This window comes from Nocardioides sp. (assembly GCF_030655615.1).
GTDB lineage: Bacteria > Actinomycetota > Actinomycetes > Propionibacteriales > Nocardioidaceae > Nocardioides.
Genome location: NZ_JAURVJ010000195.1, coordinates 1 through 23,936, shown reverse-complemented (window position 1 = coordinate 23,936; position 23,936 = coordinate 1). Strand labels below are relative to the sequence as shown.

At 73.0% G+C, this 23,936-nt stretch carries 23 protein-coding genes and 1 pseudogene; 7 read left to right on the top strand and 17 right to left on the bottom strand.

All coding sequences use genetic code 11. The features are described 5' to 3' along the window. Positions 1-126: 126 nt before the first annotated feature. Genes Q7T52_RS16490 through Q7T52_RS16470 form a run of 5 tightly spaced genes read right to left on the bottom strand, consistent with a single transcriptional unit; the run spans position 127 to position 4,504 of the window. Positions 127-582 (bottom strand): group II truncated hemoglobin, encoded by a 456-nt coding sequence (locus tag Q7T52_RS16490; protein WP_304804398.1) that lies wholly within the window; start codon positions 580-582, stop codon positions 127-129. A gap of 22 nt (positions 583-604) precedes the next feature. After that, positions 605-1,495: an NAD(P)-dependent oxidoreductase gene (locus Q7T52_RS16485; protein WP_304804396.1), complete on the bottom strand. Its 891-nt coding sequence runs from the start codon at positions 1,493-1,495 to the stop codon at positions 605-607. A gap of 27 nt (positions 1,496-1,522) precedes the next feature. Further along, entirely contained in the window at positions 1,523-2,614 is a 1,092-nt protein-coding gene (locus Q7T52_RS16480; protein ID WP_304804394.1) for a low specificity L-threonine aldolase, read from the bottom strand. 40 nt (positions 2,615-2,654) lie between these two features. Further along, positions 2,655-3,779 (bottom strand): DNA glycosylase AlkZ-like family protein, encoded by a 1,125-nt coding sequence (locus Q7T52_RS16475; protein ID WP_304804392.1) that lies wholly within the window; start codon positions 3,777-3,779, stop codon positions 2,655-2,657. A 38-nt stretch (positions 3,780-3,817) separates the two neighbouring features. After that, a complete protein-coding gene (locus Q7T52_RS16470) occupies positions 3,818-4,504 on the bottom strand; it encodes a hypothetical protein (RefSeq protein WP_304804390.1) in 687 nt (228 codons plus the stop codon). A gap of 157 nt (positions 4,505-4,661) precedes the next feature. Here Q7T52_RS16470 and Q7T52_RS16465 point away from each other — a divergent pair, with 157 nt between their 5' ends. The 5 genes from Q7T52_RS16465 (at position 4,662) to Q7T52_RS16445 (ending at position 9,595) form a co-directional block, all read left to right on the top strand. Next, positions 4,662-5,693 (top strand): NAD(P)-dependent oxidoreductase, encoded by a 1,032-nt coding sequence (locus Q7T52_RS16465; RefSeq protein WP_304804388.1) that lies wholly within the window; start codon positions 4,662-4,664, stop codon positions 5,691-5,693. 143 nt (positions 5,694-5,836) lie between these two features. Beyond that, positions 5,837-7,066: a class I SAM-dependent methyltransferase gene (locus tag Q7T52_RS16460; RefSeq protein ID WP_304804387.1), complete on the top strand. Its 1,230-nt coding sequence runs from the start codon at positions 5,837-5,839 to the stop codon at positions 7,064-7,066. Further along, a complete protein-coding gene (locus Q7T52_RS16455; protein ID WP_304804385.1) occupies positions 7,063-7,863 on the top strand; it encodes a glucose-1-phosphate cytidylyltransferase in 801 nt (266 codons plus the stop codon). Before Q7T52_RS16460 ends, Q7T52_RS16455 begins: the two co-directional genes overlap by 4 nt. Next, positions 7,863-8,525, top strand: coding sequence for a PIG-L deacetylase family protein (locus Q7T52_RS16450; RefSeq protein WP_304804383.1), 663 nt, complete (start codon positions 7,863-7,865; stop codon positions 8,523-8,525). The genes Q7T52_RS16455 and Q7T52_RS16450 overlap by 1 nt, the downstream gene beginning before the upstream one ends. Beyond that, positions 8,525-9,595: a glycosyltransferase family A protein gene (locus tag Q7T52_RS16445; protein ID WP_304804382.1), complete on the top strand. Its 1,071-nt coding sequence runs from the start codon at positions 8,525-8,527 to the stop codon at positions 9,593-9,595. The genes Q7T52_RS16450 and Q7T52_RS16445 overlap by 1 nt, the downstream gene beginning before the upstream one ends. A 94-nt stretch (positions 9,596-9,689) precedes the next feature. Here Q7T52_RS16445 and Q7T52_RS16440 read toward each other — a convergent pair whose 3' ends face one another. The 5 genes from Q7T52_RS16440 to Q7T52_RS16420 form a co-directional block, all read right to left on the bottom strand. Then, a complete protein-coding gene (locus tag Q7T52_RS16440) occupies positions 9,690-10,841 on the bottom strand; it encodes a class I SAM-dependent methyltransferase (RefSeq protein ID WP_304804380.1) in 1,152 nt (383 codons plus the stop codon). After that, entirely contained in the window at positions 10,838-11,146 is a 309-nt protein-coding gene (locus Q7T52_RS16435; protein WP_304804378.1) for an STAS domain-containing protein, read from the bottom strand. The genes Q7T52_RS16440 and Q7T52_RS16435 overlap by 4 nt, the downstream gene beginning before the upstream one ends. A gap of 10 nt (positions 11,147-11,156) precedes the next feature. Then, positions 11,157-12,965, bottom strand: a complete 1,809-nt coding sequence (locus Q7T52_RS16430) for a GAF domain-containing SpoIIE family protein phosphatase (RefSeq protein ID WP_304804376.1) — start codon at positions 12,963-12,965, stop codon at positions 11,157-11,159. Between the two features lie 89 nt (positions 12,966-13,054). After that, positions 13,055-13,717 carry a response regulator transcription factor gene (locus Q7T52_RS16425; RefSeq protein WP_304804374.1) on the bottom strand — a complete coding sequence of 221 codons (663 nt, stop codon included), beginning with the start codon at positions 13,715-13,717 and terminating at the stop codon, positions 13,055-13,057. Further along, on the bottom strand, positions 13,707-15,140 hold the full coding sequence (locus tag Q7T52_RS16420; RefSeq protein ID WP_304804372.1) for an ATP-binding protein: 1,434 nt from the start codon (positions 15,138-15,140) through the stop codon (positions 13,707-13,709). The genes Q7T52_RS16425 and Q7T52_RS16420 overlap by 11 nt, the downstream gene beginning before the upstream one ends. A 124-nt stretch (positions 15,141-15,264) precedes the next feature. Between Q7T52_RS16420 and Q7T52_RS16415 the strand changes: the two genes are divergently transcribed. Next, on the top strand, positions 15,265-15,573 hold the full coding sequence (locus Q7T52_RS16415; protein WP_304804370.1) for an STAS domain-containing protein: 309 nt from the start codon (positions 15,265-15,267) through the stop codon (positions 15,571-15,573). Between the two features lie 28 nt (positions 15,574-15,601). On the opposite strand, the gene Q7T52_RS16410 is transcribed toward Q7T52_RS16415, so the two are convergent. From Q7T52_RS16410 to Q7T52_RS16400, 3 genes are all read right to left on the bottom strand, one after another. Continuing rightward, positions 15,602-16,750 carry a PP2C family protein-serine/threonine phosphatase gene (locus Q7T52_RS16410; protein ID WP_304804368.1) on the bottom strand — a complete coding sequence of 383 codons (1,149 nt, stop codon included), beginning with the start codon at positions 16,748-16,750 and terminating at the stop codon, positions 15,602-15,604. Then, positions 16,747-17,544, bottom strand: a complete 798-nt coding sequence (locus tag Q7T52_RS16405; RefSeq protein WP_304804366.1) for an alpha/beta fold hydrolase — start codon at positions 17,542-17,544, stop codon at positions 16,747-16,749. Before Q7T52_RS16405 ends, Q7T52_RS16410 begins: the two co-directional genes overlap by 4 nt. An 83-nt stretch (positions 17,545-17,627) precedes the next feature. Continuing rightward, on the bottom strand, positions 17,628-18,365 hold the full coding sequence (locus Q7T52_RS16400) for an SDR family oxidoreductase (RefSeq protein WP_304804365.1): 738 nt from the start codon (positions 18,363-18,365) through the stop codon (positions 17,628-17,630). A 47-nt stretch (positions 18,366-18,412) separates the two neighbouring features. On the opposite strand from Q7T52_RS16400, the gene Q7T52_RS16395 reads away from it, so the two are divergent. After that, positions 18,413-19,498, top strand: a complete 1,086-nt coding sequence (locus tag Q7T52_RS16395) for a diacylglycerol kinase (protein ID WP_304804363.1) — start codon at positions 18,413-18,415, stop codon at positions 19,496-19,498. Positions 19,499-19,655: 157 nt separating this feature from the next. Here the strand turns inward: Q7T52_RS16395 and Q7T52_RS16390 are convergent, their stop codons facing one another. The 4 genes and pseudogenes from Q7T52_RS16390 to Q7T52_RS16375 all read right to left on the bottom strand — a co-directional run. Continuing rightward, entirely contained in the window at positions 19,656-21,221 is a 1,566-nt protein-coding gene (locus Q7T52_RS16390; RefSeq protein ID WP_304804361.1) for a peptide chain release factor 3, read from the bottom strand. A 52-nt stretch (positions 21,222-21,273) separates the two neighbouring features. Further along, a complete protein-coding gene (locus Q7T52_RS16385; RefSeq protein ID WP_304804359.1) occupies positions 21,274-22,398 on the bottom strand; it encodes an FAD-dependent oxidoreductase in 1,125 nt (374 codons plus the stop codon). Further along, positions 22,395-23,300, bottom strand: coding sequence for a DUF1295 domain-containing protein (locus Q7T52_RS16380; protein WP_304804358.1), 906 nt, complete (start codon positions 23,298-23,300; stop codon positions 22,395-22,397). Before Q7T52_RS16380 ends, Q7T52_RS16385 begins: the two co-directional genes overlap by 4 nt. Before the next feature lie 75 nt (positions 23,301-23,375). Continuing rightward, positions 23,376-23,936: pseudogene (locus Q7T52_RS16375) on the bottom strand (hypothetical protein); the annotation flags it as partial.

The following is a 23,936-nucleotide window of genomic DNA, read 5'->3' as shown; positions in this document are numbered from 1 at the left end:
GTCCGAGCGGTCGTGCCACCCGTCCACCGCCACCCTGTTGAACCCTCGAGACATCCCTGCTCCTCTTCGTCGCAGGCCTCATCGGCAGTTTGGGTGGAGCACTTGAGGGTCCCGAGGGACACCCGGTCAGCTGTCGCGCACGAGCCCGTCCCACGACCAGCGCGGGATCGACAGCCCGTCGGGGACGTCGTCCGCGGACTCCTCGAACCGGTTGACCGAGTCGAAGGTGGCCCAGGCGAAGTAGTCGTGCAGCACCTGGCGGAGCGGGTCGCTCACGTCGAGGCCGACGTCGGCCAGGGCGGCGTCGAAGCAACCCACGGCCCGCTGCTCCATCTCGTCGTGAGGCCCGTTGCCGCTGTGCATCCGCACCACGCTCGACTCGTCGCCGTAGGCCTCGGAGAACAGGCCGGGCCCTCCCAGCGCCTCGCCCCAGTAGGCCGCGAGGCGTTCGCAGTGGTGGGGGTCGACGCCGTGGCGGAACGCGTGGCCCACCACGTCGTCGGCCACGACGCGCTCGTGCCAGGCCCGAGCGAGGCGCTCGAGACCTGCCTGGCCGCCGGCGGCGTCGTACACGGTCACCACGACCACGAGTCTCGCACCGGGCTCAGCGATCCGCGAGCACGTCACGCCAGGAGTGCGCGGGCTCGTAGCCGAGCAGGTCCCGCGCCTTGTCGATGGCGTAGAAGGTCTCGTCGGGCCCCATCTCGCGGCGCACCTCGACCCCGTCGTAGAAGCGGTCCCGCACCTCCTGGTTGGAGAGGGCGACCGACAGGTCGGCGTTGGCGACGTTGAAGACCTGGTAGCCCAGCCCGTCGGTCTCCAGGCAGCGCTGGGTCAGCTGGGCGAGGTCGCGGGTGTCGATGTAGGCGAAGACGTTGCGCCGGCGCAAGGAGGGCTCGGCCAGGAACGCCGGGAAGAGCTCGGCGTACTCGTGCGGCTCGATGACGTTGTTGATCCGCAGCCCGTAGACGTCGGTGCCGGTGCGGGCCTGGAACGAGCGCGCCGTCGTCTCCCCCGCCACCTTGGACATCGCGTAGGCGTCCTCGGGGACGGTCGGGTGCTCCTCGTCGACCGGCAGGTAGAGCGGTCGCCGCTCGCCCTGGGCGAAGCAGATGCCGTACGTCGTCTCCGACGAGGCGAAGACGACCTTGCGGATCCCGAGCCGGGTCGCGGCCTCGAGCACGTGGAAGGTGCTGAGCACGTTGGTGGCGTAGGTCCTCGTGTCCGAGGTGAGCAGGATCCGCGGCACCGCGGCGAAGTGCACGACCGCGTCGTACGACGGCGGCTCGGCCTGGTCGAGCTCGGCCATCGTGGCGAGCCCCGCCATCGCCGACCAGGTCTCGCCGGCGTCGGTGAGGTCGACCGTCAGGTCGGCGACGTCCGGGTGACCGAGCGGGACCAGGTCGGCGTTGGTGACCTGGTGCCCCTGCTCGGCGAGATGGGTCGCGACGTGCTTGCCGGCCTTGCCGCTGCCGCCGGTGAGGAAGATGCGCATTCAGTGCTCAACCACGTCGGCCCGGCGTTAGTCCCGCAGCAGCTCACCGATCAAGTGAGCCGTCTCCTCGGGGTCGAGCTCGAGGGCGTCCTCCCCCACCGCGAGCTCGCAGGTCACCCGCCCCGCCTCGCTCCCGGGCGACCACGGCGGGGTGAGCGCGAGGGCGTGCTCCTCGACGAACGCCAGCAGCCGTCGGTTGACCTCCTCCGGCTGACCCGCGGCGTGCAGGAGGAAGGTGCCGGTGTGCGGGACCGGCGGTTGGACGACGACGTGGTCGGGAAGGGCCGCCGCGAGCGACCGAGCCCAGCGCACGCAGTCGCCCATCAGCGGCAGCCGGTCCCGCAGCCCCACGAGGGCCGACACGGCCTCCGGCGTGGACCGGTAGATGGTGCCGCCCATCCGGCGCCGCCACCGTCGCGCCTCGTCGACGACGTCCTGCGGGCCGAGCAGGGCGGCCCCGGCCAGCCCGCCGAGCCCTTTGTAGAACGAGACGTAGACGGTGTCGGCGAGCGCAGCGATGTCGGGCAGCGACCGGCCGAGGTAGGTCTGGGCCTCCCAGACCCGGGCGCCGTCGAGGTGCAGCCGGATGTCGCGCTCGCGACAGGCGGCCGAGAGCGCCGCCAGCTCGTCGTAGGTCGGGACGAGGCAGCCGGCGTCGCGCAGCGGCACCTCGACCAGGACGGCGGCGAGCCGACCCGGCAGGGCCGCGAGGTGGGCGGCGGTGGCGACGGTCGGGCCGGTCGTGAGGTGCTCGACCTCCAGGTGCTGCAGGATCCGCGGGCCGTCGAGCTCGTGCACGAGCAGGTGGCTCAGGTCGGGCATCGCGACCCGGCGGCTGCCGGCCCGGTCGCACCAGATGCGCAGCGCGACCTGCTGGGCCATCACGCCCGAGGGGAAGAACGCCGCAGCCTCGGTGCCGAGGAGGCCCGCCACCTCGGCCTCCACGCGGGCGACCGCGCCGCGCTCGCCGTAGCCGTCCCACTCGTCGATGCCGAACTCGCGGCAGGCGGTCGCCAGGCCGTCGAGCACCTCGGCCGGGCTCCGGTGCCGGCGTCCCGCGACCGTACGGGTGCAGGAGCGCGACGCCGCGCGCACGCGGTCGACCAGGTCCTCGTCCATCAGCGCTGCTCCGGCTCCTCGGCGACGTCGTCGTCAGCCATCATGGCCCGCCGGCGACGAGGGTCAGGCGGAGGTCCCGGCCGACGATCCCACCCAGGCGCTCCGCCTCCTGCTCGATCGCCCCGACCGGGCGCCGTCGCTCGTCGAGCCACGTGACCGTCAGCTCGTCGTCCTTGCGCGCCCAGGTGCCGCGCACGACGCCGCCGACGACGACCGGGTTGGCCTTGCGGGTCATCAGGTCGCGCCGGGACGACGGCGTGACGTGGACGTCCTTGGTGCCCGGGCCGATGACCCACTGGTCGTGGCCGGGGAGGAACCGCACCGCCTCCGACGGACGCGCGGCCTCGAGCGCGTCGACGTCGTCGGCCAGGACGTGGGCCGTGGTGCCGTCGACGTCGACCGCCGCCAGCCGGTCACCGAGCCCGGCGAACCAGGACCGGAGCCGACGGCCGCCGGCGCTCAGTCCGTCGCCGAGCCAGTAGGAGACGTGGTCGTAGGTTGCCGGGCCGTAGGTGCGGAGGTAGGCCACGACCGCCGCCGGGCCGGCCTCGTCGAGGTCGGGGACGCCTCGCCACCTCGGGTTGGTGTCGAGGCGCTGGAGCGTGAGGCGCCCGTCGCGAGGCGGCCCCAGGCTGACATCGCCCTGCCAGGTCAACGGCTTGACCAGCGTTCCGGCGCCCTCGGCGAAGACCGCCTCGAGGTGCCGGTAGGCCCGGTCGCGGGTGAGGATGTCGCCGAGCTCGGTGACCGTGAGGGGGCCGTCAGCCACGGCCGCACGCACCGCGGCCCGGAAGTCCGGCCAGTCCTCCGGCGTCAGCCGGTAGTGCTCGACCCAGCTCGGCAGCTCCCACTGGCGACCGGCCGAGCGCAGGGCCAGGTAGATCCCGCCGTCCTCGGGCGCCAGGTAGTGCATCGACCCGCGGAACGCGAACGCCTTCACCACCTCGCCGGCGGCCAGCGCCGCCGCGAGCTCGCCCGCACGTGACGACTCCCGCCGGGTGCGCACCGCGAGCTCGGCGAGCGACCCGTCCATCGAGAGCACTGCTCCGAGCCGGCGTACGACGCCCGCCACCGGCTCCGACCCGACCGGGTCGAGCAGGTGCTTCTCCATCCGCCAGGCCAACGCCTGGGCCCAGGTCACGGCTGCCTCGGTCGACGTGCTCATGCCGGCAGCCTGACACCGGTCGCGGACGAGGGGCGTCCTCAGGCCGTGCCGCGCAGGAGGCCCGTGACGCCGTAGGCGATGCGGTACTTCTGCTTCCACGTCAGCTGGGCACCCTCGGGCACGTCGCCGTCGACGGTGACCTCGAGCAGCCGCCTGCCCTTGACGGTGAAGACGCGCACCACGCGGCTCTGGAGGTCGCCGGAGACCCGGAACCCGAAGCGGTCCTTGCCCAGTCTTCTGGGCACCGCGAGCGCGAGGATCCGCGCGTTGCCGTAGGCGGCGAAGTCGTCGACGTCGCCCAGGCAGTGGCGCACGGTCCGGCGGACCTTGCCCAGGAGCTGCCTGGCGGCGGCCTTGGAGCCCGTGACGAAGATCCGGGCCTGGAGCGGGGAGAAGCCGTCGTAGACGCTGGTGCCACCGCTGTACGACGCCTCGACGCCGAGCCGGTCGTCGACCCCGCTGTTGCTGCACGACGGCTCGTCGCCGTTGGTGTCGTACTGCGTCGGGACCCGGAGGTCGGCGCCCTGGCTGACCTGCCGCTGGACCCCGGCGAGCTCCGGGGCGACCCTGACGACGGGTCGTACCCGCGGGAAGTCGCTGCCGGTGACGGCGCGACGCCCGGCGTCGAGCGCGCCGGCCGAGCCGGCCGGGGCCAGCAGGCAACCCGCGGCGAGCGCAGCCGCGATCGTCGCCGTCAGCGCGCGTCTGGCAGAGGTCAGGGTCATCGGTGCTCCAAGGTCTGAGGAGGTCGGTCTCGCGGGGTGCGCGGAGGCACCTCGGGCACCCTGTCACCTGTCCTGGCGTCCGGCGCTAGTCATTCCGGGCCATTCCTCAGCGGCGCGCTAGGCTCGCGCGGTTCTCGGTCGTCGAAGAGGAGTTGTCGTGCGCGTACTGGTCACCGGCCACCTGGGCTATCTCGGGACGGTCATGGTGCCGGTCCTGACCGCCGCCGGCCACGAGGTCACCGGGCTCGACTCGGGTCTGTTCGAGGCCGCCGTGCTCGGGCCCGCCCCGGCCGACCCGCCGGCGATCCGCGTCGACCTGCGCGACGTCGGCGAGGCCGACCTCAGCGGCTTCGACGCCGTGATCCACCTGGCGGCGCTGTCCAACGACCCGCTCGGGTCGCTCGCGCCCGAGCTGACCTACGACATCAACCACCACGCGTCGTCGCGACTGGCGCGGCTGGCGCGCGAGGCCGGGGTGAGCCGGTTCCTCTACGCCTCGACGTGCTCGGTCTACGGCGCCTCGGGCACCGACGACGTCCTCGGCGAGGACGCGCCCATGCGGCCGGTCACTCCCTACGCGGAGTCGAAGGTGCGCGTCGAGGACGACCTCGTCGCCCTCGCCGACGACGACTTCACACCGGTCTCGCTGCGCAACGCCACCGCGTTCGGCTTCTCGCCGCGGCTGCGCGGCGACATCGTGCTCAACAACCTCGTCGGCCACGCCGTGCTCAGCGACCGGATCCTCGTGATGTCCGACGGCACCCCGTGGCGCCCGCTGGTCCACGCCGCCGACATCGCCTCGGCCTTCCTCGCAGCGCTCGAGGCACCTCGCGAGGTCGTTCACGCCCAGGCGTTCAACATCGGCTCCGACGCCAACAACGTCCGCGTCTCCCAGGTCGCCGAGGCCGTCGCCGAGGCGGTCCCCACGGCGACGGTCGAGATCACCGGCGAGGCCGGCGGTGACCCCCGCTCCTACCGGGTCGACTTCGCCAAGGTCACCCGCGCCCTGCCCGCGTGGAGCGCGCAGTGGTCGATCGCCGACGGCGCCCGCGAGCTCGTCGACGCCTACCGGCAGCACGGCCTGACCCGCGAGGCCTTCGACCGCCGCTTCACGCGCCTGGCCTGGCTCCAGGACCGGCAGCAGCGCGGCGAGCTCGACCCCGAGCTGCGGGAGCAGCCGGCGCGCTGACCGCGGCGGCGTAGTGCCGGTGGTCCAGCCCACCGCTGTCGGCAACGTCACCTGGTGCCGCATCCTCCGGCGCTCTTCTGGGCACGGGGCTAGCATCGCCGAGGCCCTTCCCCACGGGGGTGTGGACAAGCAGAGGAGAACGAGTGACTGCCGCATTGGCGTGCCGTCTGTGCGGATCGACGGAGCTGACGACGTTCGTCGACCTCGGCGCCTCGCCGCCGTGCGAGCTGTTCCTCACCGCGGCCGGCCTCGACGAGCCGGAGCCCACCTATCCGCTCCACGCGCGGGTCTGCGACCAGTGCCTGCTGGTGCAGATCCCGTCGCTCATCGACCCGGACGAGACGTTCACCGAGTACGCCTACTTCTCGTCGTTCTCCAGCTCCTGGGTCGAGCACGCCCGCCGCTACGTCGACGCGATCGTCGAGCGGGCGGCGCCGGAGTTCGTCGTCGAGGTGGCCAGCAACGACGGCTACCTGCTCCAGCACGCGGTGGCCCAGGGCATCCGGGCGCTCGGCATCGAGCCGTCGGCCAACGTCGGGCAGGCCGCGCGCGACAAGGGCGTCCCGACCGTCACCGAGTTCCTCGACCCCACGACCGCCGCGGCGGTGCGGAGCGAGCACGGCCCGGCCGACGTCGTGGTGGCCAACAACGTCTACGCCCACATCCCCGACCTGCTCGGCTTCACCGAGGGCCTGCGCCTCCTGGTCGCCGACGACGGCTGGGTCGTCATCGAGGTCCAGCACCTGCTCACGCTGGTCGAGCACTGCCAGTTCGACACGATCTACCACGAGCACTTCCAGTACTACACGCTCCAGACCGCGCAGACCGCGCTCGCGACCGCCGGGCTCGACGTCGTCGACGTCGAGCTCGTGCCCACCCACGGCGGGTCGCTCCGGCTCTGGGCCCGACCCGTCGAGGTCGGGCAGGAACGCTCCAGCCGCGTGGCCGACGTACTCGCCCAGGAGGCGGCTGCCGGTCTCGACACCGTCGCGGGGTACGCCGGGTTCGCCGACCGGGTGGCCCGCGTGCGCAACGACCTCGTCCGCTTCCTCGTCGAGGCCGCCGACGCGGGCAAGACCGTGGTCGGCTACGGCGCCCCCGGCAAGGGCAACACGCTGCTCAACTACTGCGGCATCCGCCCCGACCTGCTCGCCTGGACGGTCGACCGCAACCCCTACAAGCACGGACGCTTCACTCCGGGCACGCGGATACCGATACATCCTCCGGAGAGGATCGAGACCGACCGGCCCGACTACGTCCTGATCCTCCCCTGGAACCTGCGCGACGAGATCGTCCCCCAGCTCGCCTCCGTCGGCGAGTGGGGCGGCAAGCTCGTCGTCGCCATCCCCGAGCTGGAGGTCATCGAACCGTGAAGGTCGTGCTGTTCTGCGGTGGCTACGGCATGCGCATGCGCACCGGGTCGGGCGAGTCCGACGTGCCCAAGCCCATGCAGCTCGTCGGGCCGCGGCCCCTCATCTGGCACGTCATGCGCTACTACGCCCACTTCGGGCACACCGAGTTCGTCCTCTGCCTCGGCTACGGCGACCACCACATCAAGAACTACTTCCTCGACTACCGCGAGACCGAGTCCAACGACTTCGTGCTGCGCGACCGCGAGGTCACGATGACCGGCAGCGACATCGCCGACTGGACGATCCACTTCGTCCACACCGGGATCGACTCCCCCATCGGGGAGCGGCTGCGCCGCGTGCGCCACCTGGTGGAGGACGAGGAGATGTTCCTGGCCAACTACGCCGACGGCCTCACCGACCTCCCGCTCGACGTCATGGTCGACCGGTTCCGCGACAGCGACGCCACGGCCGCGCTGCTCGCCGTACCGCCGGTCGCGCCGTTCCACGTCGTCGAGACCGACGAGTCCGACCGGGTGTCGTCCATCAGGCCCGTGACCGACATGGCGGTCCACATCAACGGCGGCTACTTCGTGCTCAGGCCCGAGGTCATCGACCTGATCCCGCCCGGCGGCGACCTGGTCGGCGACGCCTGCGCCGCGCTCGCCACCACCGGCGGCCTGCTCGCCCACCGCTACGACGGGTTCTGGAAGTCGGCCGACACCGTCAAGGAGCGCAACGAGCTCGAGACGTCGTTCCGCTCGGGTGACCGTCCGTGGATGCTGTGGGAGAAGTCCGTCGCGCAGGAGCAGCCGAGCTGATGCGCTCCCTGGTCCCGGCGCACTGCGACGAGGTCGTCGTCCTCGGTGCCCACTGCGACGACGTCGCGATCGGCGCCGGCGGCACGCTGCTGACCTGGTGCCTGGCCCGGCCGGGGCTGCGGGTGCGGGCGCTCGTGCTCAGCGGAGCCGGCACCCCGCGCGAGGCCGAGGAGCGCACCGCCCTCGCGTCGTTCTGCCCGGGCGCCGATCTCGAGGTGACCGTGCTCGACCTCCCCGACGGACGACTGCCCGACCACTGGAACCGCGCCAAGGACGAGCTCGAGACCTTCCGCCGCACCTGCGAGCCCGACCTCGTGCTCGCGCCGTCGACGCACGACAACCACCAGGACCACCGCGGGCTCGCGCGGCTGGTGCCGACGGTGTTCCGTGACCACCTGGTGCTCGGCTACGAGATCCTCAAGGCCGAGGCCGACCTCGCGCAGCCGCTCGTCTCGGTGCCGCTGACGGCCGAGGTCCTGGCCGACAAGTGCCGGCTGCTGCACGCCGGCTACCCCTCGCAGCAGGACCGCACCTGGTTCGACGACGAGGTCTTCCGCGGGCTCGCCCGCCTGCGCGGCGTCCAGGCCGGGCACCGCTACGCCGAGGGCTTCCACCCCGCGCGGATCGTCGTCGAGCCCGGCGTACCGACGGGAGCCGCTTGATGAGCGCGCCCGACGAGCCCGACCGGCCCTCCGTCTCGTTCCTCTGCTGCGCCTACCGCACCGAGGACACCGTGGTCGAGACCATCGAGTCGGTGCGCGCGCAGACCCGCGACGACTGGCAGCTGGTCGTCGTCGACAACGGGCCGTCCGACGAGATGGCCCGCATCGTCGAGCCCTACCTCGCGGACCCCCGGGTCGTGCTGATCCGGCAGCCCAACGCCTTCGCCGCCGGCGGCGTCAACGCCGCGGGCCGCGCAGCCGTCGGTCGCTACGTCGCCGTCCTGCACACCGACGACCTGGTCGAGCCGATGTTCATGGAGCGGCTCGTGACGACGCTCGACGGGCTCCCCGACGTGCACGTGCTCACCCCCGACGCCCGCTTCCTGACCAAGACCGGCGTACGCCGACCGACCTTCCGCGAGCCCGTCCCGGCGGCCTACCGCCAGGGGGCGCCCGTCACGCTGCGCGAGATGGTCGAGGGCTGGATCCCCTACTACACCGGGCTGGTCCGCAAGGAGGTCTGGGACGCCATCGGCGGCTTCCGCCACGACACCCCCGCGGTCGAGGACCTCTCGTTCTTCGTCGACCTGCTGACCGCCGGCTACGTCCACCAGGTGCTCGAGGAGCCGCTCGCGCTCTACCGCGAGAGCGAGAACTCCGACTCCCGGGGCGCCCGCGGCGTCGAGGTCATGGAGGACTCGTTCGAGCGCGTCGTGACCGCCGCGGTCGACGAGATCGGCACCGCCGAGGACCGGGCGGCACTGGCGGTCGCTATCCCCCGCAGCCGGCACCGCCGCGCGACCGTGCGGGCCCGCCGCCTGCTGCTCGAGGGCGACGTGCCCGGCGCCCGCGAGGCCGCCGAGGCCGCCCTCGCCCACCGGCCCGACGCCCGCACCCGCGGCGTGGTCCTCGCCCTGCGCTGGGCCCCGCGGCTGCTCCTGCTGCTCTACCGCGTCAAGAAGGCCCTCCACCGCTGGCGCAGCCGGCTGTCGACCCAGGCCGCCCTGCACGAGCGCGACCCCGGCCAGCTCACCGACGGCACCAGCCGCGCCCCCGACAGCCCCGTCTAGCCCCGTCTAGCCCCCCACGCTGACCCGTCAGCAATTGCTGACGGGTCGGCGTCCGTCCGCGCTGACCCGTCAGCGATAGCTGACGGGTCAGCGCTCACTCGGGGTCGACGACGCGGGGGGCGGGGGTGAGGACGACCCAGCGGCCGCCGGCGGCCTCGACCTCGGGGAGGGCCCGGCGCACCTCGGTGAGGAGGTCGGGGAGGAAGAGGAGCACGCGGTCGGGGCGGCGGGCGAGCAGGTCGGCGGGGGTGACGATCGGGATGTCGGTGCCGGGGAGGCGGCGTCCGTGCTTGGTGGTCGCCGCGTCGGCGACGGCCGGGAGGAGCGAGGCGTCGATCGCGCCGTGGCAGAGCAGCGGCACCGAGCGGCCGGCTGCGCCGTATCCCATCACGCTGCGGCCGGCGTCGCGCTCGGCGACGAGCCAGTCCCGCAGGTGGCCGGTCGCGACGTCGGCGCCGTGCTGGAGCGTGCGGAGCACCTGAGGGTCGGTCACCCCGGCCGCCCGCTCGGCCGCGAGCAGGGACAGCGTCTCGTCGTCGGGCTCGGGGCTGGCCGTCGCGACGACGGCGAGGGTGCCGTGGTCCAGGGGGAACCGCCGCGCCCGGTGCACGCCGAGCCCGTGGCGACGCAGGGCGCCGTCGAGGGCGGGGAGGGACCAGTAGGCGAAGTGGCCGTGGCGCAGCTCGGAGAACTGGCCGACCGCGATGACCGAGGCGAGCGTGTGGAGCTGGAGCACCAGCGCGCCGCCGGGCCGGAGGAGGGCGACGCGGTGGGCGAGGGCGGCCGTCTGGTCGGCGTCGTGCAGGAGCCCGTAGACGTCGACCACGACGTCGGTCGAGCCCGCGGCCTCGGGCGCCCCCGGGGACAGCACCGTGAGGCCCGCCGCCTCGAGCCGTGGCACCAGGGAGCCACCGTGCGGGCTACCGAGCTCGACGACCCGCGTCCCCGCACCGAGTGGCACGTGGGCGGCCGCGAACGCCAGCGTCGCCTCGGCCTGCTCGGTCATCGACAGGGGCTCGACCACCATGGTCTGCTCCTCGACCGTGCCGGGGTCCTCCATCAGCTGGGCCAGCCCGCACGCACCGCACAGCCCCATCCGGAGCCGGTGCCGCTCGTCGGTCGACGGGTCGACCGACCGAGCGGGGAAGGTCTCCGCCGACGGCTGGTGACCGAGGTCGAGGACGACGTCGCCCACCTCGGCACGGCAGGACCGGCAGCGGACGGTCGGGTCCGGACCGGTCGTCACACGAGCTCGAACGGCAGGCCGCTGATCTCGAGCACCCGCTGGGACAGCGTGCCACGCCGGGTGCGCAGCACCAGCTCGGCGCCGGCGGTCCGGCCGTGGCGCATCGCGACAGCCAGCACCCCCAGCCCGATGCTGGGGAGGAAGTCGACGTCGCTCAGGTCGATGGTGGCCGAGCGCGTGTGGTCGGCCGTCGCCTGCGTGATCGCCGACTCCATCTCGGCGATCGACAGCTCGTCGATGATGCCGCGGAGTGCCAGGGTCGAGGTGGTCTCGTCGTACGACGCCACGAACGATGGAGCAGTCACGACGACAGGTCTACTCCCCGCCGAACCGGACAGCGAGGAGGGCGACGTCGTCGGTCGGCGTGTCGCCGACGAGGTCGTGCAGGACCAGGTCGAGGAGCTCGTCCTGGCTGCGCGCCGCGTGCCGGGTGACGGCCGCGAGGAGCCGCTCGAGACCCTCGTCGAGGGGCTCGCCTCGGCGCTCGACGAGCCCGTCGGTGTAGAGCAGCAGGCACGAGCCCGGGGCGACCGCCACGGTCTGGTCGCACCGGGGCGCGTCGGGGCTCATGCCGAGCATCGGGTCGTTGCCGTCGGCCCCGGTCAGCAGCCGCGCGGTCCCGTCGGGCTCGACGAGCACCGGCGGCAGGTGACCGGCGTTGGCCCACCGCAGCAGCCGCCGACCGTCACCCGACCCCGCGGGTCCGTCGACGAGCGGCTCGATCCGGGCGAGGACGGCGGTGGCGACCGTGTCGACGGCCAACCCCTCCATGGCGCAGTCGAGCTGCTCGAGCTCGCGCGCCGGCGTCCCGTCGTAGGACGTCGCGGACAGCCACGCCGTCATCCGCAGCATGCTGCGCAGCTGGCCCATGACGGCGGCCGCCTCCATGTCGTGGCCGGCGACGTCGCCGATCATCACGTAGGTCGTGCCCGACGGGGTCACGAGCGCGTCGTACCAGTCGCCGCCGACCTCCTCGCCTGCCCCGGCCGGGCGGTAGCGCGCGGTCAGCGTCAGGTGCGCCGGGCGCGGCAGGCTGGTGAGCATCGCGTGCTGGAGCGTCAGCGCCACGTCGAGCCGCTGCTGGAGCAGCTGGGCGCGGTGGACCGCCTGGGCCGTGTAGGAGGCCAGGGCGGCCATGTTGACCCGGTCGTGGTCGGTGAACTGGCGGCGACCGGGCCACAGCAGCGCGAGCACGCCGTAGTCGCGGCCCCCGAGACGGAGCGGGAGGAAGGCCCGGGCCTCGCCCAGCTGCTCGGGGTTGTCGAGGTGGGGGTAGGCCAGGTTCTGGGCGGCCCGCGACTCGTAGGCGACCATCTGGCGGCGGGTCAGGGCCTCGCCGAGGGGGTTGGTGCCGTCGAGCGGCAGCTCGCCCAGGACGAGGGCGTTGAGCCAGGTGTCGGAGTTCTCGACGTAGGTCAACGTCTCGGGGCGTGGCTCCGCGCGCACCCGCGACCGCATCCGGTCCTCGGAGGCGACGGGGGCGGCGTGGCCGACCGCGACGCCCGAGCGCAGCCACAGCCCGGCGTGGGAGCAGCCGAGCTCGGTCGTGCTGATGCGTACGACGGCGGCCGCGACGTCGGCGAGCGTCTCGGTCGCGGCCAGGGCGGTGCTCAGGGTGAGAAGCGCTCGCGTCTGCTCACCGAACTCCTCGGCGGACTCCCGCGCGATCTCGGCCTCGATGGCCCGCTGCCGCTCCGCGAGCTCGGCGGAGCAGGCGGCGGCGAGGTCCTCGAGGGTCTCGACGTCCTCGCGGGTCCACTCGCGCGGCACCGAGTCGATGGCGCACAGCGACCCGATGGCGCGGCCGGTGTGGTCGGTGACCGGCCACCCGGCGTAGGCCACGACGCCGAGGTCCTCGATCGCGAGGTTGTCGGAGAGCCGGGGGTCGACCCGCGCGTCGCTGATGATGAGCGGGCGCTCGTCCTTGACGACGTACTGGCAGAAGGAGTGCGACAGCGGCGTCTCACGCGAGCGCTGGTAGGCGTCGGGCAGGCCGATCGCGCCGACGAAGACCTGGCGGTCGGGCTCGACCAGCGACACCAGGCCGACCGGTACGCCGAGCAGGCGGCGGACCAGGCGGGCGTAGTGGTCGAACTCGCCGACCTGCTCGTCCCTGACGCTCATCCTCGTCCGTGCACCCTTCGAGCTCGTCCCGACCTGCGGTCGCCGACCGGGTGGCCAGTCTGCCGGAGCCGACCCAGTCGTACCGCCGTTCAGCCCGACAGGCCGTTGGGCGGGTCGTCGCCGAACCCGTGGTGGACGCCCCACAGCACGGCCTGCGGCCGGCGGGTCACGCCGATCTTGCGGTAGGCCGTGCGGATGTAGGTCTTCACGGAGTTGATGCTGAGGTAGAGGCTGCTCGCGATCTCCTCGTTGCTGAGACCGCGCGTGATCATCTCGAGCATCTCCAGCTCGCGGGCGGTGAGCCCGTCGGGCCGACGGCTCCGGCGACGGGCGGGCCCCCCGTCGTCGACGACGACCGTGTAGGGCATCCGGTCGCCCGCGCGGATCGCCTTGAGAGCGGCGACGAGCTGGTCGGCGGGCAGGTCCTTGGACAGCAGCCCGGCGGCGCCCTGGGCGCGCGCCTTCATGGCGGTGTCGGCGCGCACCGACCAGGAGAACGCGACCAGCGCAGGGCCGGGTCGTACGCCGGAGGGGCCGCAGCCGGCGGGGACTCCGTTGAGGGGGTCGTAGAGCACCACGTCGATCGCGGTCAGGCCGAGCGAGCCCGACGGAAGGTCGACCATCGTCACGTCGGGGCCGGCGTCGCGGACCATCGACGCCACACCCGCCATCACCACGGGAGCGTCGGCCGCGATCGCGATGCGCAGGGGCGCGGCCGTGGTGCTCCCCTGGGTCGAGTCGTCAGGAGGCACGGTGGGCGATCCCGGCGCGCTCGAGCTCGGCCTGCGCGGGTGATCCCTCGCGGGCGTGGAGCACGACGCTCGCACGGTCGTCCGACCCCTCGGAGGGGACGCGGACGAGGTCGCCCAGGACCCGCAGCCCCCCGGCTGAGATGGCGGTGACGTCGGTGAGGTCGAGGTCGACCGTCTGGGTGCGTCCTCGCGAGGCGAGGAGCAGGGCGTAGGTGATCTCGTCGACCTCGTCGTGGCCGAACTCGCCGCTCAGCCGGACCGAGCCGAGCTCGGTCTGGGTGACCTCGAGCGGCTCGGCCTCGGGCCAGCTCGCCCGGATCGGGACCCGGTCGATGGGCACGGGCCGCGAGAGGCGGTGGTGGAGGCGGGCGGACGTGCCCTCGGCGCCCGTGGTCACGGCGAGCTCGTCGACCAGGCCGGCGGCCATGGCGAGGCCGCGGCCGCGGGCGATGTCGTCGGTGGCGTTGCGCCACTGGCCGTGGTCGCTGACGTCGACCACGACGTGGCCGTCGGTCCCGTGGACGGCCCGCAGGTGGACGGTGCCCTGACGGCCGTCGCTGCCGGCGTAGGCGTGCTCGACGGCGTTGGACACGAGCTCGGCGGTGGCGTGGGTCAGGGAGAGGGCGTCCATGGACGTCGCGCCCACGGTCGTCAGCCACTCCTCGAGCTGGCGGCGGGTACGCCGGGTGGTGGTGTCGTCGATGGGGAGCTCGACGTCGAGGTCGGCCGGGACGTCGTCGGCCAGCTCGGCGACCACGACGATCACGGCGCCGCGCAGCTGGTCGGCTGCGGCGTTCTCGGCGAAGGCCGCACAGCTCGACGACGCGTCGCCGGCCACGCGGGTGCGGTCGAGGAGGGCGGTGGTGGTGTCGGTCGACGTCGGCGTGCTGAGCAGGACCAGGTCACCGGACTCGAGGCGCTGGTGGCCGACGGTGATGTCGCCCGAGGCACCCAGCGGGCCCCCGGCGGTGCGGGCGAGCCGACGGCTCGGTCCGTCGGTGGCGGCGAGCACGGGGGCGTCGTGGCCCGCGGTGGCGTAGGTCAGCTCGCCGGCGCGCAGGTCGAGCAGGGCCAGCACGGCCGTCGTCCCCTGGACGTCGGCGGCGTGGGCGGCGTGGAGGTCGCCGAGCTGGAGCGCGGCCACCGGGTCCTCGTGGCACAGGAGGCCGGCCCGCAGGACCGCGCTGATGCCGCCCGCCGCGGCGACGGCCGCCAGCCCGCTGCCCGGGACCTGTCCCAGGGCGAGGCCGACGCGGCCCGAGCGAAGCACGATCACGTCGAACCAGGCGCCGGTCGACTCACCCGGGTCGGCCGGCACCGAGAAGTGGCCCGCGACGTCGAGTCCGGGCACGACGGGCACCCCAGCAGGAAGGACCACGTCCTGCAGCGCTGCGATGAACTCGTCGAGGTCGTCGTCGTACACAGAGTCTTCTTACCAGGGGGTGGGGAGTGCGCCACGAGGCGGCACCGGGCACGGTCACGATGTCAGGGGCGACCAGTCGGAGGCTCACCCGCGAGTCGATACTCCCACCCACTATCCTGCTCCCGTGGAACCTGGTCCCTTTGCAGCTGACTTCGACGCCTCCGCCTCCGTGCTGACCGTCACCGGTGAGATCGACGAGAACGAGGCGGTCGTCCTTCGCGACGCCATCTCGGCGCACTCCGCCGACTACTCGCGCGATCTCGTCGTCGACCTCACGGGGGTGCTCTACCTGCCCAGCGTGGCCGTCGGCGTGCTCGCCAAGGCGCACAAGCAGTCCACGACGGCCGGGCACCCGATCGACCTGCTCGCCGCCGAGGCGACGATCGCCCAGCGGGTGCTGCAGGTCTGCGCGCTCCCCCACCGCACGAGCTGACCTCGTACCGGCTCGTCCTGGGGCGGGCTCAGCCCCGGGTCGGGTGCAGGGTCAGCACCGCGATGTCGTCGACCGCCACGTCGTCCTGGTAGGCCAGCGCGGCTGCCACGATCGCGTCGCTCACGCTGGCGGGGTCGGCCGCCACGCGGCTGACGAGCCGCTGCAGGGTCTCGTCGCCGAGCAGCGCCCCGCCGCCCCGGCGGGCCTCGGTCACCCCGTCGGTGTAGACCGTCACGAACTCGTCGTCGGCCAGGTCGTGGGTGAAGGTCGTGAACCGCGCGTCGTCGAGGATCCCGATCAGCGACCCCGGAGACCCCAGCTCGACGACGGTGCCGTCGCGGTGGCCGAGCAGCGGCAGCGGGTGGCCGCCCGACGAGCCGGTGACCCGCCAGCCCCGGTCGCTCTCGCTGAGCCGCAGTACGACGACCGTGCAGAACTTGTCGGTGTCCTGCTGGTGCAGGCCGGCATCGAGCTCGTGCAGGAGGTCGGCGGGGTCGGCGTGCTGCATCGCGAGGTCGCGGACGGTGTGCCGGATGTAGGCCGTGACGGTGGCGGCCGGGATGCCCTTGCCCGACACGTCGCCGAGCACCACGACCCACTCACGGGGCGCGACGTTGAACACGTCGTAGAAGTCGCCGCCGACCTCGTCGCCTGCGCCCGCGGGGCGGTAGACGGCCGACATCTGCAGCCGCGGGATCACCGGCGGGACGGGCGGGATGAGTGTCTGCTGCAGGCTCCGCGCCAGCTCCACCGCTCGGCTCCGCGCCTCCTCCGCCTCGCGGGTCGCCCGGAGCAGCTCGGTCTCGTAGAGCCGCCGGTGCCGTGCCGGGAAGAGCACGACCCGTACGACGGCCGCCTCGCCGGCGTGCTCGCCGGAGCGGTCGAGGTTGGCGTTGAGGAGCACCGGGATCCGGGCCCCGCCCGCCGTGACGATCTCGAGGGCGACCTCGTCGATGCGCCCGCTCAGCTCGAGCGTCGGCATCAGGTGGGTGTCGTGGAAGATCCGCCCCGCCACGCTCCACATGCTCGACAGGCCGCGACCGAGGACGTCCTCGCGCGACCTGCCGACCAGCGCGAGGAACGCCCCGTTGGCCTCCCGGATGCGGCCACCGTCGCGGTCGAGGACGACGTAGGCCGCCGGGGCGTGCTCGAACAGCCCGGTCGGGTCGCCGGTCACGTGAGGACGAAGGCGCGGATGGCCGCGATCGTCTCGGACGGGGCACTCAGGTGGGCGCAGTGGCCGCTGGTCTCGATGACCTCGAGGACCGCTCCCGGGACGTGGTCACGGACGTAGGCGCCCGCGGACGGCGGTGCGATCGGGTCGTTGCTGTTCTGGAGCACGAGCGTCGGCACCGACACCAGGGGCAGGTCGGCCCGGTTGTCGCCGCGGAAGGTGACGCCGGCGAACCGGCGGGCGATGTCGGGCCGGGTCCGGCAGAAGCTCGCGTCGAGCTCGGCCCGCTGCTCCGCCAGCTCCGGTCCGGGCATCACCATCCCCGAGAGGGGCTCCTGCCAGCCGAGGTGGTTGCTGTCCATCAGATCGAGCAGCTCGTCGATGTCGGCCTCGGAGAACCCGCCGACGTAGTCACCGTCGTCGATGTAGCGGGCCGACGGGCCCACCATGACGAGGCGGGCGAACACGTCGGGCTCGGCGATCTGGGCGAGCACGCCGATCATCGACGAGACCGAGTGGCCGACGAAGACGACGTCGTGCAGGTCGAGCTCGTGGCAGATGTCGAGCACGTCCTGGGCGTAGCGCTCGAGCCCGGAGTAGGCGGCCTCGTCGTAGGCGTCGACGTCGGAGCCGCCCGAGCCGAGGTGGTCGAACAGCACGACCCGGAAGTCCTCGGCGAACACCGGAGCGACCAGCCGCCACATGGCCTGGTCGCAGCCGAAGCCGTGGGCGAACAGCATCGGCTGGGCGTCGACGTGACCCGTCACGCGCACCCGGTGACGCTCCAGCACTGACACGGCCACGACCCTAGCCTGGCGCGGGCGGATCAGCAGCGGGGCATCACCCGTCGGGGTGAGCGCCCTGCGGCGGCCTCAGCGGGTCAGAGATTGGTGGGGATGTGCATGACGGTGCCGCCGTCGACGACGAACTCCGAGCCGGTCGTGAAGGTCGACTCGTCGCTGGCGAGGAAGACGACGAACGTCGCCACCTCCTCGGGCCGGCCCGCGCGGCCGAGCGGGATCGGGATGAGGCCCTCGGGCATCTGGTCGGTGGCGGGGGTGCTGATGCGCCCGGGGTGCAAGGAGTTGCAGCGGATGCCGTGGGGGGCGAGCTCCATCGCGACGGACTTGGTCAGGCCGGTCAGGCCCCACTTGGAGGCGACGTAGCCGTGGGCCCAGGGGGTGCCGCGCAGCCCCTCGATCGACGAGGTGTTGATGATCGAGCCGCCGCCGGCGGCGATCAGCGCGTCGGCCGAGGCCCGGATGCCGAGGAACGCGCCGGTGAGGTTGACGTCGAGCATCTCCTGCCACAGCGACTGCTTGTAGCGCTGGAGCTGGCCGCCGTTGAAGATGCCGGCGTTGTTGAAGAGCACGTCGAGACGCCCGAACTCGGCGACCGTGAAGGCGACCGCGGCCTTCCAGTCCTCGTCGGAGGTGACGTCGAGGTGGACGTAGCGCGCGGCGTCGCCGAGCTCCTCGGCCAGGGCGGCGCCCTCCTCGTCGAGGAGGTCGCCGATGACGACCTGCGCCCCCTCGGCGACCAGCATCCGCGCGCTGGCCCCGCCGATGTTGCGAGCGCCGCCGCTGATCAGCACGACCTTGCCGTCCACACGTCCCATGCGGCGGACCCTACCGCCCGAAGTAGAACCTGTTCTAGATTCCGTCCATGACGATTCGTGTCGCCCAGGTCGCGACCGGCAACGCCGGGATGCTAACCCTGCGCCAGCTCATCACCGACCCCCGGTTCGAGCTCGTCGCGGTCAGCACGTCCAGCCCCGACAAGGTCGGCCGGGACGCCGGCGAGCTCGCCGGGCTGTCGGTGGTGACCGGGATCGCGGCGGTCGGCGACCTCGCCGCGCTGGTCGCCGCCGAGCCCGAGTGCGTCGTCTACTGCGCCATGGGCGACACCCGCCCGGTCGAGGCGACCAACGACGTCCGCGCACTGCTCGAGGCCGGCATCGACGTCGTGGGCTCGGCCCCCGGCACGCTGCAGTACCCCTGGGGCACGATGCCCCAGAAGGTCATCGACAAGGTCGAGACCTCGGCCCAGGCCGGCGGCGCCTCGGTCTACGTCACGGGCGTCGACCCGGGCTTCGCCTCCGACCTGGTGCCGCTCGCCCTCGCGTCGACCTGCCAGTCGATCTCGCAGGTGAAGTGCTACGAGCTGGCCGACTACGCGACGTACGACGGCGCCGAGGTCATGTTCGACCTGATGGGCTTCGGCGCCCCGGTCGACTCCACGCCGCTACTGTTCCTGCCGGGCGTCCTCGGGCTGGCGTGGGGCACGGCGATCCGGATGATGGCGACCGGGCTGGGCATCGAGGTCGACGAGATCGTCGAGCACTGGGAGGCCGAGCCGGCCCCCGAGAGCTATGACATCGCCGCCGGCCGCATCGAGAAGGGCACCATCGCGGCGCTGAGGTTCTCGATCAGCGGCCTGGTCGACGGCCACCCCGCGATCGTCGTCGAGCACGTCACCCGCACCCGCGACGACCTGCGCCCCGACTGGGCGCGCCCGGCCGCCGGCGGCGGCTCCTACCGCGTCGAGATCACCGGCGAGCCGAGCTATGTCGTCGACGTCGTGCCGAGCAGCGAGCACGGCGACCACAACCACGCCGCGATCGTCGCCGCCTGCGGCCGGATCGTGAACGCCATCCCCGACGTGCTCGCCGCCAAGCCCGGCATCGTGACCACCCTCGACCTGCCGCTGCCCACCGGGCGCGGCACCTATGTGGGGCCGGGTGGGCGCTGAGGGCTGGTTGCGGCTGTCTTCGGGTCTGATTCTTGTGGTTGGGGACCCACGTGGAGATTCACCGCTGAGGCGGTGAATCTCCAGCTTGTCGCTCGAAACTTCATGACAGAAGGAGGAGAAACACCGCTGAAGCGGTGAATCTCCACCACGTCGACCCTCAGGCACCGCCAGCAGGAAGCGCCTCGAGCAGGATGTCGGGGTTGTCGCGGGCGGTGACGTCGGCACGCCACTTGTCGACGAAGAGCGCCATGGGCGTGCCGTCGGAGCGGTGCAGCACCTCGACGCCGCGCTTGCCGACGAGCGCGGTCGCGCCGGCGTCGTCGGTACGACGGGCGACCTGGTAGTCCAGGCGGGAGAGCCGGATCGGCGAGTTGAACTCGTTGGTCATCCGCTCCTGGACGACCTCGAACTGCATCGGGCCGACGGCGGCGAGCACCGGGCTCTGGTCGCCGCGCAGGTCGGAGCGCAGGACCTGGACGACGCCCTCCTGGTCGAGCTGGTCGATGCCTTTGCGGAACTGCTTGTAGCGGCCGATGTCGGCCGCGGTCGCGGTCATGAAGTGCTCGGGGGCGAAGGTCGGGACGGGCGGGTACTCGATCGGCTCGCCGACGTAGACGGTGTCGCCGACGCGCAGGGCGGCGGCGTTGACGAGGCCGATGATGTCACCGGGGGCGGCGGTCTCGATCGACGAGAGCTCGCGGCCGAAGACGGCCTGGGCGTACTTCGTCGCGAACGGCTTGCGGGTCGAGGCGTGGGTGACGACCATGCCGCGCTCGAACGTGCCGGACACGACGCGGGCGTAGGCGAGGCGGTCGCGGTGGGCGGCGTTCATGCCCGACTGGACCTTGAAGACGAAGGCGCTGAACTCGTCGTCGACCTCGCGGAGCGACCCGTCGATGCCGGGCGTGGTGTGCGGCGCGGGCGCGAGGTCGAGGAGCAGGTCGAGCAGCTGGGCGACGCCGAAGTTCTGCAGGGCGGAGGCGAACATGACCGGGGTCGTCGTACCGGCCAGGAACAGCTCCTGGTCGTGGTCGGCCCCGTCGGCGGCCAGCAGCTCGTGCTCCTCGACGGCGTCCTCCCAGACCGGGCGGTCCTCGGCACCGACGTCGGAGGGCGGCATCCGCTTCTCGGGCGCACGGGTCGCGCCGCCGGCCGTGCGGGTGTACTTCACGAACTCGCCCGTACGCCGATCGAGCACCCCCCGGAAGTCGCCCGCCTCGCCGACCGGCCAGGTCAGCGGCGTCGGGCGCAGCTTGATCTGCTTCTCGATCAGGTCCATCAGCTCGAGCGCCGAGAGGCCGGGCCGGTCCCACTTGTTGATGACCGTGATCACCGGGATGCCGCGCAGCGCGCAAACCCGGAACAGCTTGAGGGTCTGCGGCTCGAGCCCCTTGCCGGCGTCGACGAGCATCACCGCGGAGTCGACGGCCGACAGCACGCGGTAGGTGTCCTCGGAGAAGTCGGAGTGACCGGGGGTGTCGACGAGGTTGACGACGTGGTCGCGGTAGTTGAACTGCAGCGCGGCCGACGTGATGGAGATGCCGCGCGCCTTCTCCATGTCCATCCAGTCGGACACCGTCGCGCGCCGTCCGCCCTTGCCGTGCACGGCGCCGGCCTCGGTGATCACCCGCGCGTGCAGCGCGAGCGCCTCGGTGAGCGTCGACTTGCCGGCGTCGGGGTGGCTGATGACCGCGAAGGTGCGGCGGGGGCGGACGTCGGACACCGCACGAACCTACCGGGCGGGCCGTCGGGAGCCGAAGTCGTCGCCGCGGGCGTCAGCCCTTGCGGATGCCGCCGTAGATCACCCGGCGCGCGATCAGGTCCTGCATGACGACGCGGGCGGTCCAGCCGGGGAAGCGCAGCTTCTGCCCCGACGGGAAGTAGATGTCGACGCCCTCCGGCTGCACCCCCGTCACCGACCCCCAGCGCCGACGCGGGGCCCGCATCCGCTTGAGCGGGCGGCCGGCCAGGTCGGCGACGATGTTGCGGGCCAGGACCTTGTCGGCGCGGTTGCGGGCCGAGGAGCGCAGCGGGTCGGTGGCGGCGACGTCGCCGATGGCGAAGACCCGCGGCTGCCCGGGCACCCTCAGGTCGGGGTCGGTCCGCACGAAGCCGTCGGCGTCGAGCAGCTCCGCCGGCAGCCAGCCGGTGTTGGGCCGCACCCGGCCGATGGCCCACAGCACGGCGTCGGCCTCGGCGGGCGGCTGGCCGGTGCTCCACGACACCGGGCCGCGGGTGATCTCGTCGAGGTCGAAGCCGTCGGGCACGACGGCGCGGTGGCCCGGGTGCAGGCCGACGCCGAGCTCCTCGAGCCGCTGGGAGACGTCGGCCCAGACCTTGCCGTGGTGGGCGGGCAGGGCGCGCTCGCCGGGGAACCAGAGGTCGACCCGCTGCTCGGGGAACGCCGTCGCGAGGTTGACCGCGCTGCTGACGGCCGCCGCTCCCCCGCCGACCACGGCGATCGAGGCGCCCCCGGCCAGGCGCTCGTGGGCCGCCCGCAGCCCGGCCTCGACCTCGGCCGGCGACTCCAGGCCGGGCCGACGCCAGAACCCGTTGCTGACGCCGGTCGAGATCACCAGCACGTCCCAGGGCTCGTCGTACGACGTGTGGTCGGGTCGGGTGACCGCCACCGTCCGCCGCTCGAGGTCGAGGCCGGTGAGGCTGCCGTGGACGAAGCGGGTGCCGTGCAGCTTGCGGTAGCGGGCGAAGTCGACGAGGTAGTCGCGGCGCCAGTCGTCGGGGCGCGCGAGCCGGATCCCGAGCTCCTGGCCGCTGACCAGCATCGGCTTGCTGGAGACGCCGACGACCTCGAGGTCGCGCCTGGCTGCGGACGAGCGGGCGAGCTGGATCGCGGTGAGCAGGCCGCTGTCGCCGAGCCCGGCGATGACGACCCGCGTCATCGCGTGGCGACGGGCGCGGTGCGCGCCTTGCGTGGGGGACGCGGCACGAACCGCGGCACCCGGTCGATGACGGCCTGATAGCTCGGCCGGCGCTCGAGGCTGCGCTCCTCCATCATCGGGATGCTGGCGAGCTCGAACAGCGCGAACATCGCGACGGCGCCCAGGCACACGAACGCCCAGTCGCCGGGCGAGGCGGCGAGGCCGAAGAGGGCGAGCGAGACCCAGAAGCCGAACTCGCCGAAGTAGTTGGGGTGCCGCGACCAGGCCCACAGCCCCTGGTCCATCGCCTGGCCCGGCTGCTTGGTGCGGGCGAAGCGGTACATCTGGCCGTCGGCGACGAAGGTGAGCAGCACGGACCCGACCCCGACGACCACGGCGACCGCGTCGAGCCAGCCGACGTCGCGGCCGGGCGCGGTCACGGCGACGTAGACCGGCACCATCGCCAGGAAGACCTGCAGCGTCGGGATCACGTGGATGGCGACGAGGTCGGCGACGGCCTCGGCCCGGCCCGCACGGTCGCGCAGCTGGGGATAGCGCCAGTCCTCGTGGTGGAGCCCCGGGAACGCATAGACCCAGTTGCCGGTCAGCCGCACCGCCCACAGCACGATGACGCCGAGCACCAGCCCGTTGCGGGTGTCGTCGACGGCGCCGTCAGCAGCCGCAGCCACCCACCAGTACGCCGCCAGGAAGGGCGGCAGGACGCTCCAGTAGGCGTCGTAGAAGCTGGAGTTGTGGTGCAGCCGGCTCGCGCCGAAGATCACCAGCGTGGCCAGCAGGTCGGCGACGAGGCCGTCGAGCCACAGCTTCCCGGTGTCGGGACCGCCGGCCAACCACGCCGCCCCGACCGCGAGCGCGATCGCGTAGGCGATGGCCACACGTGTCAGCGAAGCACCTTTGCCCATGCCCGGACGCTAGTCGACCGGACGGGTCTTGAGACCCCATTTCTAGAACAAGTTCTAGGAGATCCAGGCCGAAGGTCAGGACCCGGAGGCGCGGCGCTTCTCGTCCTGCTTCTTGGTGCGCTCGGCGCGCTCGGCGTCGGCCTCGCGGGCGATCTTGGAGTCGGCGGCGGTGCGGCCGGAGGTCCAGACGCCGGTGTCGTCGAGGTCGATGGTGCGGACCGAGCGACGGGCGGCGGGCTCCTTGCCGACGTAGGTCGGGAGGGTGACAGGCACCGGGTCCCAGTCGGTCGAGGCCGACGGGGCCGGGGTCGGGTCGGGGGTCGACGCGGTCTCGGGGGCGGTCTCGACCTCGACCTCGACCTCGGCGTCGACCTCGACCGCGACGATCTCGGCCGTCACCGGGTCGGCCTCGTCGTCGACCGGGGCCGGCTCCTCGACGATCAGCGGCAGCCGGCGGGCGGGGACGCCGGCGGCGCGCTCGCGGCGCACCATCCGGCGACAGGCGACGAGCCAGGCGACCAGGACGACCGCCGGGGCCGCGAGCCAGGTCCACGAGAGGGCGCCGAGCACGGCGGCGACGCCGACGACCAGGCCGGCGAGGAGGATCGTGAGGACCACGCGGAGCCGGCGCCGGGC

Bases quoted from the DNA above. Each gene is read 5' to 3' on its own strand.
- Q7T52_RS16485 (WP_304804396.1), bottom strand. From the start codon at position 1,495: ATGCGCATCTTCCTCACCGGCGGCAGCGGCAAGGCCGGCAAGCACGTC.
- Q7T52_RS16480 (WP_304804394.1), bottom strand. From the start codon at position 2,614: ATGGACGAGGACCTGGTCGACCGCGTGCGCGCGGCGTCGCGCTCCTGC.
- Q7T52_RS16475 (WP_304804392.1), bottom strand. From the start codon at position 3,779: ATGAGCACGTCGACCGAGGCAGCCGTGACCTGGGCCCAGGCGTTGGCC.
- Q7T52_RS16470 (WP_304804390.1), bottom strand. From the start codon at position 4,504: ATGACCCTGACCTCTGCCAGACGCGCGCTGACGGCGACGATCGCGGCT.
- Q7T52_RS16450 (WP_304804383.1), top strand. From the start codon at position 7,863: ATGCGCTCCCTGGTCCCGGCGCACTGCGACGAGGTCGTCGTCCTCGGT.
- Q7T52_RS16445 (WP_304804382.1), top strand. From the start codon at position 8,525: ATGAGCGCGCCCGACGAGCCCGACCGGCCCTCCGTCTCGTTCCTCTGC.
- Q7T52_RS16430 (WP_304804376.1), bottom strand. From the start codon at position 12,965: ATGAGCGTCAGGGACGAGCAGGTCGGCGAGTTCGACCACTACGCCCGC.
- Q7T52_RS16400 (WP_304804365.1), bottom strand. From the start codon at position 18,365: ATGGGACGTGTGGACGGCAAGGTCGTGCTGATCAGCGGCGGCGCTCGC.
- Q7T52_RS16395 (WP_304804363.1), top strand. From the start codon at position 18,413: ATGACGATTCGTGTCGCCCAGGTCGCGACCGGCAACGCCGGGATGCTA.
- Q7T52_RS16385 (WP_304804359.1), bottom strand. From the start codon at position 22,398: ATGACGCGGGTCGTCATCGCCGGGCTCGGCGACAGCGGCCTGCTCACC.
- Q7T52_RS16380 (WP_304804358.1), bottom strand. From the start codon at position 23,300: ATGGGCAAAGGTGCTTCGCTGACACGTGTGGCCATCGCCTACGCGATC.